16 protein-coding genes are annotated in these 17,237 nt (G+C 66.4%); 6 read left to right on the top strand and 10 right to left on the bottom strand.

The features are described 5' to 3' along the window. Positions 1-403 precede the first annotated feature (403 nt). From V6E02_RS02925 to V6E02_RS02910, 4 genes are all read right to left on the bottom strand, one after another. The gene (locus V6E02_RS02925; protein WP_347306957.1) at positions 404-1,927 is read right to left on the bottom strand and encodes a B12-binding domain-containing radical SAM protein; all 1,524 of its coding nucleotides are present in this window, start codon (positions 1,925-1,927) and stop codon (positions 404-406) included. 55 nt (positions 1,928-1,982) lie between these two features. After that, positions 1,983-3,449, bottom strand: coding sequence for a DEAD/DEAH box helicase (locus V6E02_RS02920; RefSeq protein ID WP_347306955.1), 1,467 nt, complete (start codon positions 3,447-3,449; stop codon positions 1,983-1,985). Between the two features lie 303 nt (positions 3,450-3,752). Beyond that, entirely contained in the window at positions 3,753-5,165 is a 1,413-nt protein-coding gene (locus V6E02_RS02915; protein ID WP_347306953.1) for a heavy metal sensor histidine kinase, read from the bottom strand. Continuing rightward, the gene (locus V6E02_RS02910; protein WP_347306951.1) at positions 5,162-5,839 is read right to left on the bottom strand and encodes a heavy metal response regulator transcription factor; all 678 of its coding nucleotides are present in this window, start codon (positions 5,837-5,839) and stop codon (positions 5,162-5,164) included. Before V6E02_RS02910 ends, V6E02_RS02915 begins: the two co-directional genes overlap by 4 nt. A 124-nt stretch (positions 5,840-5,963) precedes the next feature. Here V6E02_RS02910 and V6E02_RS02905 point away from each other — a divergent pair, with 124 nt between their 5' ends. From V6E02_RS02905 to V6E02_RS02880, 6 genes are all read left to right on the top strand, one after another. Then, positions 5,964-7,634 carry a copper resistance system multicopper oxidase gene (locus tag V6E02_RS02905; RefSeq protein WP_347306949.1) on the top strand — a complete coding sequence of 557 codons (1,671 nt, stop codon included), beginning with the start codon at positions 5,964-5,966 and terminating at the stop codon, positions 7,632-7,634. A gap of 26 nt (positions 7,635-7,660) precedes the next feature. Next, positions 7,661-8,467: a copper resistance protein B gene (locus tag V6E02_RS02900; RefSeq protein WP_347306947.1), complete on the top strand. Its 807-nt coding sequence runs from the start codon at positions 7,661-7,663 to the stop codon at positions 8,465-8,467. 9 nt (positions 8,468-8,476) lie between these two features. Then, positions 8,477-8,962, top strand: a complete 486-nt coding sequence (locus V6E02_RS02895; protein ID WP_347306945.1) for a cupredoxin domain-containing protein — start codon at positions 8,477-8,479, stop codon at positions 8,960-8,962. 31 nt (positions 8,963-8,993) lie between these two features. After that, positions 8,994-9,350: a copper-binding protein gene (locus V6E02_RS02890; RefSeq protein ID WP_347306943.1), complete on the top strand. Its 357-nt coding sequence runs from the start codon at positions 8,994-8,996 to the stop codon at positions 9,348-9,350. Further along, positions 9,347-9,832 (top strand): c-type cytochrome, encoded by a 486-nt coding sequence (locus tag V6E02_RS02885; RefSeq protein WP_347306941.1) that lies wholly within the window; start codon positions 9,347-9,349, stop codon positions 9,830-9,832. The genes V6E02_RS02890 and V6E02_RS02885 overlap by 4 nt, the downstream gene beginning before the upstream one ends. 107 nt (positions 9,833-9,939) lie before the next feature. After that, on the top strand, positions 9,940-10,170 hold the full coding sequence (locus V6E02_RS02880) for an SHOCT domain-containing protein (protein WP_347306939.1): 231 nt from the start codon (positions 9,940-9,942) through the stop codon (positions 10,168-10,170). Between the two features lie 187 nt (positions 10,171-10,357). On the opposite strand, the gene V6E02_RS02875 is transcribed toward V6E02_RS02880, so the two are convergent. The 6 genes from V6E02_RS02875 to V6E02_RS02850 all read right to left on the bottom strand — a co-directional run bounded on the left by V6E02_RS02875 (position 10,358) and on the right by V6E02_RS02850 (position 17,123). Next, on the bottom strand, positions 10,358-10,570 hold the full coding sequence (locus V6E02_RS02875) for a hypothetical protein (protein ID WP_347306937.1): 213 nt from the start codon (positions 10,568-10,570) through the stop codon (positions 10,358-10,360). Positions 10,571-10,715: 145 nt separating this feature from the next. Further along, entirely contained in the window at positions 10,716-11,324 is a 609-nt protein-coding gene (locus tag V6E02_RS02870) for a cytochrome b/b6 domain-containing protein (RefSeq protein WP_347306935.1), read from the bottom strand. After that, a complete protein-coding gene (locus V6E02_RS02865) occupies positions 11,321-11,815 on the bottom strand; it encodes a cytochrome C (RefSeq protein WP_347306933.1) in 495 nt (164 codons plus the stop codon). Before V6E02_RS02865 ends, V6E02_RS02870 begins: the two co-directional genes overlap by 4 nt. After that, positions 11,812-12,219, bottom strand: a complete 408-nt coding sequence (locus V6E02_RS02860) for a DUF1924 domain-containing protein (protein ID WP_347306931.1) — start codon at positions 12,217-12,219, stop codon at positions 11,812-11,814. Before V6E02_RS02860 ends, V6E02_RS02865 begins: the two co-directional genes overlap by 4 nt. 124 nt (positions 12,220-12,343) lie before the next feature. Next, positions 12,344-14,935, bottom strand: coding sequence for a cyanophycin synthetase (gene cphA, locus V6E02_RS02855; RefSeq protein WP_347306929.1), 2,592 nt, complete (start codon positions 14,933-14,935; stop codon positions 12,344-12,346). A 10-nt stretch (positions 14,936-14,945) separates the two neighbouring features. After that, positions 14,946-17,123, bottom strand: coding sequence for a cyanophycin synthetase (locus V6E02_RS02850; RefSeq protein WP_347306927.1), 2,178 nt, complete (start codon positions 17,121-17,123; stop codon positions 14,946-14,948). Between the last annotated feature and the right edge of the window lie 114 nt (positions 17,124-17,237).

Genomic DNA, 17,237 nt, shown 5'->3' with positions numbered 1-17,237 from the left:
TTCCGGGCCGCTCCGGTTTCGGTCATGATCATGGCGTTCGGCGGTCAATCTGTGTTTGCCGCCGGCGACGGGCAAGTTTGGGTGACTTGCCCGGGGTGGTGGATCCTCCGCCACTTCCGTTCGGGCCTCCGCCTGGAACGGAGTCATCCTCTGCGCCTCCTGACCCACGCCTCGTTTCCAACGATGCGTGGGTTTTTTTGTGCGCGACAAAGCCGCGTGGCCCAGCCGCACTTTCCGTTACACAACCCTCCCTGCGGAGACGGCTGGGCGTGGCCGGTTGGCGCGAGATCGCGAAAGAATCGCGCACCGACGCCTGCCCCGGTGGGGAGGCGCACGCAGCCGGCCGACTTGGGTTGGGCGAAACCTTGGGCGGGCGAACCAACCCCCCAAGGCTCGCAAGCCTTCAGCCGCACTCGCTGCTGGCGGCGCGGTGTCGGGCCTGGCGTGCCCGGCGAGCGTCAGGACTCGCCGGTTTCTTGGTGGCAGGCCCGCGCAGGAAACCGGGCAACGCCCCTGCGCCGACCGTAGCGTAGTCGGCCGCCAGTGCGGCGCGCACCGCTTCCGGGGCGATGTGGAGCACCTGCGTGAGCCCTTCGGCCACCAGTGCGAACAGGCGTTCCAGTGCAAAACCGTGGGTCTGGCCAGCGGTCCGCCATAGCCAGTCGCTGAAGTTGAGAAAGCGCGCGAAGGGCGCCTCGCCTAACATGAGCGGCAGGGTGTGGCGGAATCGGCCCGAGTTGCCCAGCAGGTCCCAGTAGCGGGCGAAGCGCGCCAGCCGACGCATGTCCGTAAACCCAATGCGGTCGGTGGCCAGGATCTCGTAGGGTGGATGAGGATTGAAGCGAAGCCCAAAGCGTTCCGTGTGACGCGCGATGGGTGCACCGCGCAGGCGCTTGAGCAGTTCCACCTGGATCTCGTGGGGCGCGAGGGCTACCAGCCGGTCAAAACCCGCGCCAAAGCCGGAGAGATCCTCTCCCGGCAGACCGGCGATTAGGTCCACGTGGAGATGGGCATGGGTATGCGCCTTGAGCCAACGCAGATTTTCTTCGGTGCGGGCGTTGTCCTGGCGGCGGGAGATGAGCGCCTGTACCGTGGGATCGAAAGTCTGCACGCCGATTTCCAGTTGCAGGCTACCTGGCGGGAAGCGCACGAGCGCCGCCTTCAAGGCGTCCGGCAGATGGTCCGGGATCACCTCGAAGTGGAGAAATAATTGTGCGTCCAGGCGCGCCAGAAAAAACTCCAGGATGCCCAGGCTCGACTTCACGTTGAGGTTGAAGGTGCGATCGACGAAGCGGAAATGCCGCGCGCCGCGTTGGTAGAGCGCGTCGAGCGCGGCGAGGAAGGCGTCCTGGGGAAAGGCCCAGGCAGTCTTGTCCAAGGCGGACAGGCAGAACTCACATTTGTAGGGGCAGCCGCGCGAGGCCTCCACGTAAAGGAAGCGATGGGCGATGTCTTCTTCGGTGTAGAGCGCATAGGGCAGAGAAAGCTCGCGCAAGGCAGGCTGCTCGCCCGGGATGATTTTCTGCGCGGGGGGCTGGCCGGAAAGCACGCCTTCACAGAGGACGCGAAAGCTCACCTCACCCCAGCCCGTGATGACGTAATCGGCCTCATCGACGATGGGCTGTGTCTCGGTTTCGTGGCTGACCTCCGGACCGCCCAGCACGACCGTCACTTCCGGCGCCACGCGCTTGAGCATGGCCACTAGTTTGCTGGTTTGCTCCACGTTCCAGATATAGACCCCCAGTCCAACGATGCGTGGCCGGGCTGCGAGTATCGCCTCCACGACCTCCGCCACTGGGCGAGCGATGGTGAACTCCATGAGCGTGGCCTGCTCGGCCAACGGCCCCAGATTGGCGAGCAGATAGCGCAGGCCCAGGGAAGCATGGGTGTGACGCGCATTGAGCGTGGCGAGGACGATGGTGGCCATGGCAGGGGCATTTTAGCGTCCTTCGGCACGGAGCCTCCCGCCTTGCGCTGGGTTTTCAGCGTCCCCGGCGTGCCGCGGCGCGCGGGTGGCTACGCGTGCTGTGCGCGTTGCGGCCGTAACCTCGACTGTCCCGGGCGTCGGCGGGCATGGGACCGGAGCCGGTCAGACGGCGCGCCGATCCACCACTACGCGCCCGCTCCAAGGGTTGCGCGCGGTTGCCGACGGCATCCCAGTCGCGCCGCCCCTGGGGTTTGGGGCGTGCCTCGCTGGCGTAGGCTGGGCGAGCGTCGAACCCTTGGCGGCGCGCCGCTTCGCGACCGCCATTCCTGCTTCGGGGTGTGCCGCGGGCACCGGGGCGCGGGCCGCCGCTGCGTTCCGTGTGGGGTTTGGGCTCCAGGCCCGGAATGGCGCTGACGGCAAGGCGTGCGCCGGTGAAGCGCTCGATTTCGCGGATCATGCGTCGTTCCTCCGGGGCAGCCAAGGTGATGGCCACGCCGCTGCGTCCTGCCCGACCGGTCCGGCCGATGCGGTGGACGTAGTCTTCCGCCTGGCGCGGCGGCTCGAAATTGATGACGTGGCTGATGCCGGCCACGTCGATGCCGCGTGCCGCGACGTCGGTGGCCACCAGGATCTGGGTGGTTCCGCGGCGTAGATGGTCGAGGGTGCGGTTGCGTTCCCGTTGCTGCATGTCGCCGTGCAGGGCGGCGCTGGCAAAACCCTGGTCGCGCAGCCGGTCTGCGAGTTCTTCGGCACCGCGCTTGGTGGCGACGAATACCACCGCTTGGCCAAGAGCCGCATCGCGCAGCAGATGATCCAGCAGACGCGATTTGTGATGCGCGTTGTCGGCGAACATCAGGCGCTGCTCAATGTTGGCACGAGCGCCGTCCGTGGTGGCGATTTCGATGCGCTTGGGGTTTTTGGTCAGGCGGCGCGCCAGGTTGCCCACCACGCCATCGAGGGTCGCGGAAAACAGCAGGGTTTGGCGCGTGGCGGGAGTGGCACGCACGATGGCTTCGATGTCGTCGATGAAGCCCATGTCCAGCATGCGATCCGCTTCGTCCAGCACCAGGGTTTGCAGGCGCGCGAAGTCGATGCGGCCACGCTCCATGTGGTCCATCAGGCGGCCGGGGGTGGCGATGACGATGTCCACCGGCTGCGACAGGGCCTTGAGCTGGAGCCCATAGGGGCTGCCACCCACCAGGCAGGCGGTGCGTAGCCTGCGCATGTGCTGGCCATAGGTGCGCGCGGCTTTTTCCACCTGCAGCGCGAGCTCGCGGGTCGGCGTGAGCACCAGCATGCGCGGGCCGTTGCCTGCGGCGGCGGACGGCTCTAGCAGGCGCTGCAGACCGGGCAGCAGGAAGGCGGCGGTCTTGCCGCTGCCGGTGTGGGAGGATACGAGCAGATCGTGGCCTTCCAGCGCGGCGGGAATGGTCTGTGCCTGGACGGCGGTGGGGGTTTGATAGCCTGCGGCGGTCAAAGCGTTCAGGAGGGCCTGATCGAGGCCGAGTTGGGCGAAAGTCATGGTTACCTTCCAAGGGTTCTGGCGCGTAGAAGGGTAGCGCGCCGGATCAGGCGTGAGCCTGGGAACAATCGCGCGGCCCGGTTTGATGCGGGAGATCAGGAACGAGCACGGCCGATTGGCGTTTTACACCGGCGCCAACCATTTCGGCGTGCACCGCGAAGGCGGGCCAGAGGGGTCGGGGACGATGGAATGTGGGAGCAGGGCCGAAGGGCTCTGTGCCGCACAAGGCTCTCCATACTACGCACATGCGGCGCATAAGTCCACAACAATTTCGAAGAGCGGGCGGTGCCGCGTGTCGCGGCCTCAGGGTGTGGCGGTGGCTGCTGCGGCGGGCAGGCGCAGTTCGAAACAGGTCGTCTGCCCGGAGCGCACCCGTACGTCCCCGCCGTGGGCGCGGGCGATGGAGCGGGTGATGGCCAGGCCCAGCCCCGCGCCTTCGCCGCTGCGGGTGCGGGCGGGGTCGATGCGGTAGAAGCGGTCGAAGATGCGCTCCAGCTTGTCGGGCGGGATGGGCGGGCCGGGGTTGGTCACCGCCACCGTCACCCAGCCGTCGGGCGCAAGCCCCATTTCCACCTGGACTTGTCCACCCCGCGGGGTGTGGTGAATGGCGTTGGCCAGCAGATTGGAAAGCGCCCGCCGCAGCATCAACCGGTCGCCGACGACCTCACCCGTGCCGCGGCAAACCAACTGCACGCCCCGTTCTTCCGCCAGGATCTCGTAAAAGGCGAACAGGCTGGCGATCTCCTGCGCGAGATCCACCGGCGCCCGGGAAGGCATGATCAGACCGTTGTCGGCCTTGGCCAGGAACAGCATGTCGTCGATCATGCTGGCCAGGCGCTGGTATTCCTCCAGGCTCGAGTAGAGCGTTTCCCGGTAATCGTCTGCGCTGCGCGCCCGGGACAGCACCACCTGGGTCTGGGTCATGAGATTGCTGATGGGCGTGCGTAACTCGTGGGCGAGGTCGGAGGAAAACTCCGACAGCCGCCGGAAGGCATCGCCCAGGCGCGCCAGCATGTCGTTGAAGGACTGCGCCAGGTCGTTGAGCTCCACCGGCACCTCGGCGGCCGGCAAGCGCGCATCGAGGTGCTGCGCCGAAATGCTCCGTGCCAGTTGGGCGATGCTGCGCACGGGTGCGAGGGCGCGGTGGGCCACGAACCACGCGAGCAGGGCCGCGACGAGCGTACCCAGGAGCACGGCCAGCCAGATGGCGCGCCGGAGAGCGGAAATGAAAGCCTGGTGCTCGACCATGTCCAGCGCCAGGCCGACGCGGAACGGCGGCTGGCCGGGCAGGGTGGAAGGCACGGCCACCACCACGCCGTGGAAGTGGCGCGCGCCCTGGGACCAGGCGGCGAGCAAGGAAGGTGTGATGTGCTCGGCGGCCAGCGCCTGCTTGAGCAAAGCATCCGGAAAACGCGCCTCACCCGTGCTCACCAGCACCTGGCCGTCCGGCGCTTGCACCCGCACCGACAGCGCGTGATGACCCACCAGCGCATCTTGCAGGCGGCGGCTCAGCGCCGCTGCCTCGCGGCCGTCGTGGGTCAGGGAAAGGGCATGGCGGACGAGTTCCAGCTTGCCGTCGAGCTCGGTCGCATCGAGCGCCTCGAAATGCCGCTCCATGGCCACGGTCACCAGTTGGCCCACACCCAGCAGGATGATGAACGAGGCCAGCGCAAAGGACAGCGTCAGGCGCAGCGTGATGGACAGCGGCCGGCTCATGGTTCCGGCGCTTCCAGCACATAGCCCATGCCGCGCACGGTGTGGATCAGTTTCGGCTCGAAGGGATCGTCCACCTTCGCGCGCAGGCGCCGGATGGCCACTTCGATCACATTGCTGTCGCTGTCGAAATTCATGTCCCAGACCTGGGAGGCGATCAGGGAACGGGGCAGGACCTCGCCCTCGCGGCGCATCAGCAATTCCAAAAGCGCGAACTCCTTGGCGGTGAGGTCGATGCGGCGGCCGCTCCGAAACGCCCGACGCCGCAACAGGTCGAGTTCCAGATCGGCTACCCGCAGCACGGTCGATTCGCGGGCGCTGCCCCGACGCAACAAGCTGCGCACCCGCGCCAGCAGCTCCGCAAAGGCGAAGGGTTTGACCAGATAGTCGTCGGCGCCCAGCTCCAGACCCTGGACCCGATCTTCCAGGCGGTCGCGCGCCGTCAGCATCAAGACCGGCAGCGCCTTGCCCGCCGCCCGCAGCGCCTGCAACACACGCCAGCCGTCGAGGCCGGGCAGCATGACATCCAGGATCACCAGATCGTAGGGTTCCGCCATGGCCTGGTGCAGGCCGTCGCCACCATCGCGCACCCAGTCCACCACGAAACCGGCTTCCTTCAGCCCCTGTCTCAGATAGCTGCCGGTCTTGGCTTCGTCTTCGATTATGAGGATTTTCATGGAGGGGATGGTGCCATGTCCCGAGGCGGACGGCCCAAGCTTACCGACTTGTAATCGGCGCGTCATCTCCTCGCAGGCGGCGGGTGGCTAGACTGGCGGCGTGGTTTCAGAAGGAGCGTCATCCATGCGGAATGCCTTGGGCTTTGAGTTACCGGATCTTTCCCGGCGTCGTTTCGTGCAGGGGCTCGCGGCCGGCGGGCTGATGCTAGCGCTACCGCGTCTGTCGGCTGCGGTGCCCGCCGCGACCCGGAGCGGTTATCCGCCGGTGCTCTCGGGCACCGAGTTCGACCTGGTGCTGGAGGAAACGCTGGTGAACTTCACCGGCAGGCCGCGCCTGGCGACCACCATCAACGGCTGCCTGCCGGGCCCCATTCTGCGCTGGAAGGAGGGCGATACCGTCACCCTGCGGGTCACCAATCGTCTCAAAGAAGACAGCTCCATCCACTGGCACGGCATTCTGCTGCCCTATCAGATGGATGGGGTACCGGGGGTGAGCTTTCCCGGCATCCGCCCCGGCGAGACCTTCACCTACCGCTTCAAGGTGCAGCAGAGCGGCACCTACTGGTACCACTCCCATTCTGGCATGCAAGAGCAAACCGGCATGTACGGGGCCATCATCATCGAGCCGCGCGCAGGCCAGCCCGTGCGCGCGGACCGGGAGTACGTGGTGCAGTTGTCGGACTGGACCGACGAAGATCCCATGCGGGTCTTGCACAAGCTCAAGATGCACAGCGCCTATTACAACTTTCACCAGGCGACGGTGCTGGATTTCTTCCGCGACGTGGCCAACGAAGGGCTCAAGGCCGCGCTCGGTAAGCGCCAGATGTGGAACGAGATGCGCATGAGCCCCATGGATCTGGCGGACGTGTCGGCTTACACCTACACCTATCTGGTGAACGGCATGCCGCCGGCGGCCAACTGGACGGCGCTGTTCAAGCCGGGCGAGCGGGTGCGGTTGCGCTTCATCAACTCGGGGGCCATGACCTTCTTCGACGTGCGCATCCCGGGGTTGCCCATGACGGTGGTGGCGGTGGATGGGCAGGACGTGGAGCCGGTGACGGTGGACGAGATTCGCATCGCCGTGGCGGAAACCTACGACGTGATCGTCGAGCCCAAGGACGAGGCCTACACGATCTTCGCCCAGTCCATGGACCGCAGCGGCTTTGCCCGCGCCACGCTGGCAGCGCGCGCGGGCCTGAGCGCGCCGGTGCCGGCGCTGGACAAGCCGCAGCCGCTGGAAATGGAAGACATGATGGGCGACATGACGGGCACGGCACGGGCCCATCATGCCCGCACCGAATACGGGCCCAGCGTGGACATGCGGGTGGACACGCCCCGCACCAACCTGGACGATCCGGGTGTGGGCTTGCGCGACAACGGCCGTCGTGTGCTCACCTATGCCGACTTGCATACCGTCGGCGGTCCCCTCGACCCGCGTGGCCCCGGCCGCGAGATCGAGCTGCATCTGACCGGCAACATGGAGCGCTATACCTGGTCCATCGATGGGCTGGAATTCGGACGCGCCACGCCCATTCACTTCCGCCACAACGAACGCCTGCGCGTCATCTTCGTCAACGACACCATGATGACCCACCCCATGCACATGCATGGCATGTGGAACGAACTGGAGACGCCGGAAGGTGAGTTTCTCGTGCGCAAGCACACCATCGCCGTGCAGCCGGCGCAGCGCGTGAGCTTTCTCGTCACCGCCGATGCCCTGGGCCGCTGGGTGTGGCACTGCCACCTGATGCTGCACATGGATGCCGGCATGTTCCGCGAGATCGTGGTGGCGTGATGACAAGAGGAAAGGAGCAGATGGGCATGACAGGCAAACACTGGATGGTGCCGGCGCTGCTGCTGGCGCTGGCTGTGCCGGCGTGGGCGGAACCGGGCATGGGCACCATGCAGGGAGGCGACCCACCCGCGGATGCCCGTGATCCCCATGCGTATTCGGGCGGCTACACGCGGCCGGCGGACCACCCGCTGCGGCTGCACGACGAAAAAATCTTCTGGGGGGTGATGCTGGACCGGCTGGAGACGGCCCAGGGCCGGGACAATGGCTTCAACGCCTACGATTTCCGGGGCTTCATCGGGCGCGACTACGACCGCCTAGTCATCAAGGCCGAAGGCGAGGTGGATGGCGGGCGGCTTCAGGAAGGCCGCACCGAGCTGCTCTGGAGCCACGCCGTGGCGGCTTATTGGGACACCCAGTTGGGGCTGCGTCACGACAGCGGCGTGGGGCCGGACCGCACCTGGCTCGCCGTGGGTGTGCAGGGTCTTGCGCCCTACTGGTTCCACGTGGATGCGACGGCCTATGCAGGCGAAGGGGGGCGCACCGCCTTGCGCCTTGGCGCCGAATACGAAATGTTGCTCACCCAGCGGCTCATCCTCAGTCCCCGTATCGAGGCGAATTTCTATGGCAAGCGCGACCCGGCGCTGGAGAGGGGCGCGGGGCTCGCCGATGGCGTGTTCGGTCTGCGCCTGCGCTACGAAATCCGCCGCGAGTTCGCGCCCTACATCGGCGTGGAATGGGCGGGCAAGTTTGGCCAGACAGCCGACATGGCCCGTGACGAAGGGCTGCGCACGCGCGACACCCGTTTCGTCGCGGGCGTGCGTGTGTGGTTCTGAGGGGGTGCCATGAAGATCGCGTTTTGCAACATGCTCAAAGGGGCCTTCGCGCTGCTCCTCCTCGCACCCTTGCCGCTAGTCGCGTCCGGCCAGCACGCGGGCGGGCATGGGAGCGAACCTGGCGCGGACTTCGGCGTGCCGGGACAGCCCGAGGCGGCCCGGCGCAGCATCGTCGTGGAGGCCGGCGATGACATGCGTTTTCGTCCTGCCCACATCCGGGTGCGGCGGGGCGAGACGGTGCGCTTCGTGGTGCGTAACCGTGGCACGCAGACCCATGAGTTCGTTTTGGGGCGTAGCCGGGAGCTGACCGAACATGCCGCGCTGATGCGGCGCTATCCCGACATGGAACACAGTGACCCGAATATGGTCAGGGTGGCGCCGGGGCAGGAAGCCACCCTCACCTGGACATTCACCCGCGCCGGTCAGGTCGAGTTCGCCTGCCTCATCCCCGGCCATTTCGAGGCCGGCATGCGCGGGCGGATTCGCGTTCGTTGACGATTCATCGTTTCACACAAGGAGGTACGACATGAAATTCCCCATCTTCTTCGCAAGCCTGGTGGCGCTGGGCATCGCCTTGCCCGTAGCGGCCGAGCCCGGCATGGCCCATGGCGACATGCCGGGTGGCAGGCACATGGCCCAAGGCGAGGCCCAAAGCGCCATCGCGGGTGTCGGTGTGGTGCGCCAGGTCAAGGCCGACCAGGGCAAGGTTAGAATCGACCACGAGCCTATTCCTGCGCTCGGCTGGCCGGCCATGAACATGTTCTTCCGGGTCAAGGACAAGGCGCTACTCGAGGGGCTCGCGCCCGGAGACAAGGTCCGCTTCCAGCTGGAGAAGGACGCCGCGGGGCTTTTGATCACGCGGATCGAAAAGGCCGGTTCGTGAAAGGCTGGCTTGTCCTGCTCTTGACGGGGCTGGCCCTTATGGCCTGCTCCAAGGAGGAGAAACGCGCCTCGTCACCGCCCGCGCCCGTGGCGAGCGCGGCCGCCGTGCTGCCCGATCCGGCGGTGGCGCGCCGGCGGGGCATCGATCCCACGCGAGCCGAACAGGGCGCCCGCTTGTTCGCCGCGCACTGCGCGGCATGCCACGGCAGCCGCGCCGAGGGCACGCCCAATTGGCGCACGCCCGGCGCCGACGGCAAATATCCACCCCCGCCGCTGGACGGCAGCGCCCATGCCTGGCATCACCCGCGCGCCATCCTGCGCCTGACCATACGCGAGGGCACCGGCCGTCTCGGAGGCAACATGCCGGCCTTCCGCGACAAGCTGTCGGAGGGCGACATCGAGGCCATCATCGACTGGCTGGTGGCACGCTGGCCGGATGCGGTCTATGCACAATGGCTGGAGATCGAGCGCAATGCCCGGTGAAATGGCCCGCGCAAATAGCCGGTGAAACGGGCGCGGCTGGCCTATAGTGTGCTAACGGCTGCGCCAGGCGGCGTGCGGTCACGGATTCCACGGAAAGGAGCACGACGATGATGGGCTACGGGTTCGGATATGGCATGGGGGGATTCGGCTGGCTGTTCATGATCCTGTTCTGGGTGCTGGTGATCGTCGGCATCGTGGCGCTGGTGAAGTGGCTCCCCGGCGCGGGCGGCTCGACTCCATCCAGCAACCGCGCGCTTAAGATCCTCAAGGAACGCTACGCCCGCGGTGAGATCGACGAGGAAGAATTCCGCAAGCGTGCCCAAGACCTGAAGGATTGAGCCATGGCCGCACGGACCGTACTTTGGCTTGCGGTGTGGTCGGGTCTTCTGCTGGCTACCGGTTTGCTTGCCTTCGGAGGTGGGGCTTGGCAGGGCGGCTGGGCGGGCTTGCACCATGACATGTCCATGATGGACGAGTTCGCCGACGAAACCTGCTGTGGCTGGGGTGTGGAAGCGGACACCTCGGCTAGCCCAGCGCGAGGCCTTGGCGCGCATCGAGGCGGAGTGGCTCGAGCGCCAGCGTCAGCTGGACCTGGAAATCGCCCGGGCACGGGCCGCGTTGCGTGAGCGCTACCTGGCCGTGCCCCGTGACTGGGAGGCGATCCGTGACGTAGACCGCAGGCTGCGCCAACTCTATAAAGCCGGCGATGGAGGCGATCCCCGCTTCATGGTGGGGCATCGTGAAGCATCGTCGCGCGGGCGAGGGGGCATCGCGCCCACAGCGGCAGACAAGACACCGCCCGGGTTGGCCCCGGACGTTTGCTATGCCATGACCCCGATGCTTGGCGCGTGGGCGTTCTCGACTAACGTGCACCCCGTGCACGCTAGCGGGATAGGAACCAAGCGGCGGCCAGGGCGCTTGCTGCCAGAAGTGGTACCGCCCAGGCCTGAGCCGAAGCGATTGCCTCGTCGGGTTTGCCAAGCTTTTTGCCCGTGATCATGGCCTTGACCAGGTTCTCGCGATGGACGACGCTACCCAGAATCACGCCGGCGACATGCGCGCCGACGACGGTCAGCATTCCATCGGCCAGTGCCTCGTGTAGTGTCCCGATCAGATGTCCACCAAAATCGTTGTAGGCGAGCCAGCCGCTTGCGCCCGTCGCGAGACCAAGCGCGAGTAAGAGCAGGATTGCCCATGCTCCGGCAGGATTGTGGCCGGTGTAATGGGGAGCTTGGCCGTGCAAGAGTCGCGCCAGGTAGGCGAGCGCCGCCGCTGGCGGGCGCACGAAATCCGCAAAACGCGCATGTCGGCTGCCGATCACACCCCACAGCAGGCGAAACGCCACCACACCGACCAGGGCACCCCCTGCGCCTGCATGGATGAGCCGCCATTGCTCGCTTTCACCAGTCGCCCAGGCGAGTGCAAAGGCGACCACCATCAACCAGTGACCGATGCGCACCGGCGCATCCCAGACCAGTATGGTCTTGATCATCGATCCTCCCACCGACGTCCGTCGGGCATGGTGATTTCTCTTTCGTGAAAACGTCCTTCCGCCGCCCTGCGATGGCACGCAGCGCAATTGGCCGGCGTCCTCACCTTCGGATGACGCCAGTCGGCCGGCGATACTTGGCGGTGCTTACGCAAGAACCAGGCGGTCCGCGTCAGCCGAGGCAGGGCATTGGCTTGGGTCGTCGCGACGCCAAGCGTCGACGCACTGCCGGCGTTGCGTACTAGGAATTGCTCGAGCTCGTGCCGGCTGCGCTCATCGACACTGGCATCCTCGCCGTAATGCTTGTCGAGTTTTGCCATCACGCGTTTCCAGTCTTCTGCGGCCATGAGCTGCGGCGGGAAGGCGATGTGACAGCTTCCACACTCGGCTTGAAAAATCGGCGGCCCGTCGGCGGACAGGTTACGCGTGTCGGCAAGCGCCACGGCGGACAGTGAGATGAGCACGATGCCGCTCCAAAACGCTGTCGTTTTCATGGCCGCGTCTCCAGTAGGAACGCGACGAAATCGGCTTTCTCGGCCGCCGTGCATTCGCGGCCGACGACCTCCTTGCAGTTGCGACGAAACCACTTCTCGGCTTTGGCCAGATCGGTGAAACGCTCGCCATTGGCAGCAGGCGCCAGCGGCTTGATCGTCTTTTCGGTGATGACATGGCGGCCAGCCTGCGTCGGTTTTTCGGTATGACAACTGGTGCAAGATGGCATCTGGGGCGATACACCGAAACGCCGCGCAAAAAATTCGGCGCCACGCTGCACCGAAGGCGCGAAATTCGGTGCCGTTTTGGCGGCTTCGGCGCGATAGGTCGCAAGCAGCTCTGCGGGTGTCGCGGCGAGGGCAGAAGGTGCGGCAATCACGACGATGACGAACGAAAGGGCTTTCATGGCGCACGCTCCAATGGGTTCCAATGGGTGCGATGATGCCCTTTCGGACTTAAGGCCCGCTTAGCGGTCGCTTATGGCGAGCTGAAGGCGGGCGCATCGAGCCCGACGCTTTCCAGGCCCCGTCTCACGCCGGTGATGGGTGGGCAGCGGCCTGGGCGATACGGTTTTGCAGATGGGCGAGTGCTTCGTCCACTTGGTCCACCAGGATGAGGCAGAGGTCGCCGGGCTCGAGGTGATCGAGGGCGTGGTCGATGGCGGCGAATTCCCCCCGGATCTCTTCGATTCTTGTTGCGCGAAGGGCCTGAGCGAGACCCTCGCGCATGAGGGCGAAGGTTTCGCCTGGGGCGCGGCCACGCAGGCACGCGTCTTCGTACAGGATCAGGTGGTCGAAGGCTTGGCCAAGAATCGCGGCCTGGGCGCGGATGTCCTCGTCGCGGCGGTCGCCGGCGGCGCTCAGAACCACGCTGCGGCGCCGCGCCGGCATGGCTTCCAAGGCTTGCACCAAGGCACGCATGGCGTCGGCGTTGTGGCCATAGTCGGCGATCACGGTCGCGCCCCGGTAGTCGAACACGTTGAAACGGCCCGGTGCGCGCAAAGTATCAGAGACGAAAGTGATCAGTCCTCGGCGGATGATGTTCCAGTCGAGTCCCAGCGCCCAGGCTGCGCCGACCGCCGCCATGGTGTTGTCGATCTGAAAGCCGATCGTGCCGTTGCGCGTCAAGGGCACTTCACTCAAGGGGATGCGCAGCTCGAAATTTCCTTCCGATGCGACGATATCGCCGCCCTCGCGGAACACCAGACGCTTGCCCTGGGCGCGCTGAGCGGCAGCCACCGGGTGGTGCACGTCGTGAGCGAAGAAGGTGACGCTGCCTGGACAGTGCACTGCCATGTCGGCCACCCGCGGGTCGCAGGCATTGAGCACGGCCATCCCGTCGGGGGCCACGTTCTGCACGATCACGCGCTTGACCACCGCAAGCTCGTCCACGCTGTGGATGAAATTGAGACCGAGGTGGTCGCCGCTGCCCACGTTGGTGACCACCGCCACCTTGCAGCGATCGAAGCCGAGTCCTTCGCGCAATAGCCCGCCCCGGGCGGTCTCCAGCACCGCCGCGGTGACGTCCGGGTGCATGAGCACGTTGCGCGCGCTTTTGGGGCCGCTACAGTCGCCAGTGTCGATCTGCTTGCCATCGACGAACACGCCATCGGTGAGCGTCATGCCCACGCGGTGGCCAGCGACGTCGAGCAGATGGGCGATGAGTCGCACCGTGGTGGTCTTGCCGTTTGTGCCGGTGACCGCCACCAGCGGGATGCGCCCGTCTTCGCCAGGCGGGAACATCCAGTTGATGATGGCTTCTCCGACTGCGCGCGGCTTGCCGAACGAGGGCGCGAGATGCATGCGCAGACCGGGGGCGGCATTGACTTCCACGATGCCGCCACCTTGTTCTTCCAGCGGCTTCATTACCGTTTCGCACACCACGTCCACGCCACAAATGTCCAGGCCTACCATCTGCGCTGCTTCCACGGCGCGGGCCGCCACCTCCGGGTGCACGTCGTCGGTGACGTCGGTGGCAGTGCCGCCGGTCGAGAGGTTGGCGTTGTTGCGTAGCAGGACGCGCCGACCTTTTTCCGGGATCGAGTCGGCGGCAAGGCCTTGGGCGGCGAGTTGCGCAAGGGCGATGTCGTCGAAGCGGATCTTGGTCAATAAGGTGGCGTGGCCTTCGCCACGGCGGGGATCGCTGTTCACCTGATCCACCAGCTCGCGCACCGTGTGCACCCCGTCGCCGATGACGTGGGGTGGCTCGCGACGGGCGGCAGCCACCATCTGGTGACCTACCACCAGCAGGCGGTGATCATGGCCCGGAATGAAACGTTCCACCAACACCTCGGGGCCGAACTCGGCAGCAGCGGCGAAGGCGCGCAAAAACTGCTCGCGGTCGGTGACGTTGACAGTCACGCCTTTGCCCTGGTTGCCGTCGCGCGGCTTCACTACCACCGGCAGGCCGATGGTCTCGGCCACCTGCCAGCCGGTTTCGGCATCGGTCACGGGCTGGCCGGTGGGCACCGGCACGCCGGCCGCTTCCAGCAGCATCTTGGTGAGATCCTTGTCCTTGGCAATGTCTTCGGCGATGGCGCTGGACCAGTCGGTTTCCGCGGCTTGGATGCGCCGCTGCTTGGCACCCCAGCCGAACTGCACCATGCTGCCTTCGGTGAGCCGTTGGTAGGGAATGCCCCGCGCGACGGCGGCCTGCACGATGGCGCCGGTGGACGGCCCCAGGCGCACGTCCTCGTCCAGCTCGCGCAAGCGGGAAAGCGCCGCCGCCAGGTCGAAGGGCACATCCTCGCGCGCGGCTTCAATCAAACGTTGTGCGAGCTCCAAGGCCAGGCGACCCACCGCCTCTTCGGTGTATTCGAACACTATCCGATAAATGCCTGGCTCCACCGTCGGGGCGGTGTGGCAGAAGCTCACGGGACAGCCGGCCTGAGCCTGTAGCCCCAAGGCGGCAAAAGCAAGCGCATGGGCGAGCGAGATGTCGCCCTCAAAGCCGATCGGGCGCATGGCGCCGATGTCCGGGAAGCGTGCCCGCAACCGGGTCTCGAATCCGGGCATTGCGCCGATCTGGATTTCCTCGGGCGCGAGGCTGGCTACGGCCTCGATGGAAGTGTGGCGGCTCCACACGTTGGGACCGCGCAGGGCGCGCACGCGCTGGAGTTCCATGGTTCGTCCTTCAGCCGGGAAGGCCCACCTGGGCCGGATCGCAGGTTTCGATGCCGGTGCGGATGAGTTCCTCCGGCAGACCGAGCGCGAGACTGGCGGCGATGGCAGCGAGCACGCTCTCAAGCCCAGTTTCCCCGGTCTTTTGCAACAGGGCGATGGTATCGAGGCGCGTGAACTCGCGTTCCTCCAGGCCCATGGCGCGGATGATCGCGCCATCGCGGACGAACAGCGCCAAACCCCCTTCGGCGCGGTGGCGCGCAATGGCGTCGAGGCCGCCCTCGCGGCCATAGAGGATGACCGCGCCATCGCACAACTCCGCCATCTTCGTCGCCAGGGGATCGTGGGCGTTGAGCACCGCCACGCCATCGGGCAGCACCACGTCCACCTGGGTGCGCAGCACGGTGTAGAGCTGGTCGGCGCCGTGAATGTAGTAGCGCGAAAGCTGCTCCCAGCCGGAGACGTCGGTGACGATGCCCACCTGGCAGCGGTCATAGGGTAGGCCTTCGTCGAGGATCATTTCCACCGGTGTCTCGAACACCGCGGCATCGGCCATGCGGTTCATGAGCAGTTGGTGGCCGGCGATCCAACGGCAGCCGTCGCGGGGGGTGACGTGGCGACGATCGAAGAACACACCGTCGCGGCAGGCAAGCCCGGTGCGCCGGCCGGCGAGTTGCAGCAGCAAGGTGGTGAGGCGGGCGATGAGCGTGGTGCCGCGGCGGCCGGTGATGCCCACCACGGGGATCCGCCCGGTGGTGTTCTCCGGAAACAGGTGATCGACGATGGCGCGTCCCACCGGTCGCGGTTTGCCTTCGGCCGGCTTCAGATGCATGAGTAGTCCCGGCCCGGCGTTGACCTCGACAATGGCCCCGCCCTGCTCCTGCAGGGGACGGGAGATGTCCTCCGCCACCAGGTCGATGCCCGCCACGTCCAGGCCCACGATGCGTGCCGCGAGGCAGGCGGCCGCCGCGACTTCCGGATGAACCCGGTCGGTGACGTCGAAGGCTACATTGCCGTTACGCTGGATGAGGATGCGCGTGCCCGCGGCGGGCACGTCCTCGCCGCGATAGCCCTGCCGCGCGAGCTCCAGACGCACGGCGGGATCTTCCTCGATGCGGATGACGTTGAGCGGATAATCCTCGGTGGTGCCGCGGCGCGGGTCGGTGTTGATCTGGCTATCGATCAGTTCCGCCACGGTGGAGCGTCCATCGCCCGTCACCCAGGCGCTCTCGCCTTTGGCGGCGGCCACCAACTTGCCACCCACCACCAACAGGCGGTGTTCGTTACCCGGCACGAAGCGTTCCACGATCACCTCGCTGCCTTCCTGCTCGGCCAGGTGGAACGCGGCCTCGATTTCCTCCCGCGTGTTGAGCTCGAGGGATACGCCGCGCCCGTGGTTGGCGTCCACGGGTTTCACCGCCACCGGCAGGCCGATGTCTTGGGCGGCCTCCCAGGCTTCGGCGGCTGTCTTGACGATGCTGCCCTGGGGCACGGGTACGCCGCAGGCAGCGAGCAGGCGCTTGGTGAGATCTTTGTCGCCGGCGATCGATTCGGCGATGGCCGGTGTGCGGTCGGTTTCGGCGGTCCAGATGCGGCGGCTTTTGGCACCGTAGCCCAGTTGCACCAGATTGCCGTCGGTGAGGCGGATGTGGGGGATACCCCGGTCCGTGGCCGCATCGACGATGGAGGTGGTGGAAGGACCCAAGCAAAGCCGGTCCGCCAGGTCGCGCAGGCGTTCGACGGTGGCAGGGACGTCGAAGGGTTTGTCCTCGATGGCGGCCATCACCAGATCGCGCGCCGCTTCCAGGCAGGCGCGGCCGACTGTCTCGTGGCGGGTACGCACCACCACCTTGTACACCCCGCGCACCGAGGTGCTGCGCGCCTTGCCGAAACCCACCTTCATGCCGGCGAGGTTCATGAGCTCAATGGTGACGTGTTCTAGGATGTGGGCCGGCCAGGTGCCCTCACGCAGGCGCAGCAGGAAGCCGCCCCGCTCCCCGACCCCACAGCGGTGCTCCACCAGGCCCGGCAGCCAGGCCGTCAGGCGCTCATAGAAGCCCGGAATGGTGTTCGATGGCGCATCTTCCAGATCGCCAATGTCCACCCAGGCCTCCAGCACCGGGCGATAAGTCCACATGTTGGGACCGCGCAGATAGACGATGCGCAGAAATTCGATGGATCGTCGCGTCATGATGGGGCGTGGCTGACCGCATTCCAGCCCTGCAGCTTCGGCCAGGCGAAGGAGAATGGATGCACTGGGATATAATGCGGCACTAGGCCGCTCCTGCGAAAAATTGCGAAGCAT

The organism is Thiobacter sp. AK1, assembly GCF_039822265.1.
Taxonomy (GTDB): Bacteria; Pseudomonadota; Gammaproteobacteria; order Burkholderiales; family Thiobacteraceae; genus Thiobacter; species Thiobacter aerophilum.
Note: the sequence above shows the minus strand (reverse complement) of the source record. Positions and strands in the feature narration are given on the sequence as shown.

Bases quoted from the DNA above. Each gene is read 5' to 3' on its own strand.
- V6E02_RS02925 (WP_347306957.1), bottom strand. From the start codon at position 1,927: ATGGCCACCATCGTCCTCGCCACGCTCAATGCGCGTCACACCCATGCT.
- V6E02_RS02920 (WP_347306955.1), bottom strand. From the start codon at position 3,449: ATGACTTTCGCCCAACTCGGCCTCGATCAGGCCCTCCTGAACGCTTTG.
- V6E02_RS02915 (WP_347306953.1), bottom strand. From the start codon at position 5,165: ATGAGCCGGCCGCTGTCCATCACGCTGCGCCTGACGCTGTCCTTTGCG.
- V6E02_RS02910 (WP_347306951.1), bottom strand. From the start codon at position 5,839: ATGAAAATCCTCATAATCGAAGACGAAGCCAAGACCGGCAGCTATCTG.
- V6E02_RS02905 (WP_347306949.1), top strand. From the start codon at position 5,964: ATGCGGAATGCCTTGGGCTTTGAGTTACCGGATCTTTCCCGGCGTCGT.
- V6E02_RS02900 (WP_347306947.1), top strand. From the start codon at position 7,661: ATGACAGGCAAACACTGGATGGTGCCGGCGCTGCTGCTGGCGCTGGCT.
- V6E02_RS02895 (WP_347306945.1), top strand. From the start codon at position 8,477: ATGAAGATCGCGTTTTGCAACATGCTCAAAGGGGCCTTCGCGCTGCTC.
- V6E02_RS02890 (WP_347306943.1), top strand. From the start codon at position 8,994: ATGAAATTCCCCATCTTCTTCGCAAGCCTGGTGGCGCTGGGCATCGCC.
- V6E02_RS02880 (WP_347306939.1), top strand. From the start codon at position 9,940: ATGATGGGCTACGGGTTCGGATATGGCATGGGGGGATTCGGCTGGCTG.
- V6E02_RS02875 (WP_347306937.1), bottom strand. From the start codon at position 10,570: ATGCCCCACCATGAAGCGGGGATCGCCTCCATCGCCGGCTTTATAGAG.
- V6E02_RS02870 (WP_347306935.1), bottom strand. From the start codon at position 11,324: ATGATCAAGACCATACTGGTCTGGGATGCGCCGGTGCGCATCGGTCAC.
- V6E02_RS02865 (WP_347306933.1), bottom strand. From the start codon at position 11,815: ATGAAAACGACAGCGTTTTGGAGCGGCATCGTGCTCATCTCACTGTCC.
- V6E02_RS02860 (WP_347306931.1), bottom strand. From the start codon at position 12,219: ATGAAAGCCCTTTCGTTCGTCATCGTCGTGATTGCCGCACCTTCTGCC.
- cphA (WP_347306929.1), bottom strand. From the start codon at position 14,935: ATGGAACTCCAGCGCGTGCGCGCCCTGCGCGGTCCCAACGTGTGGAGC.
- V6E02_RS02850 (WP_347306927.1), bottom strand. From the start codon at position 17,123: ATGACGCGACGATCCATCGAATTTCTGCGCATCGTCTATCTGCGCGGT.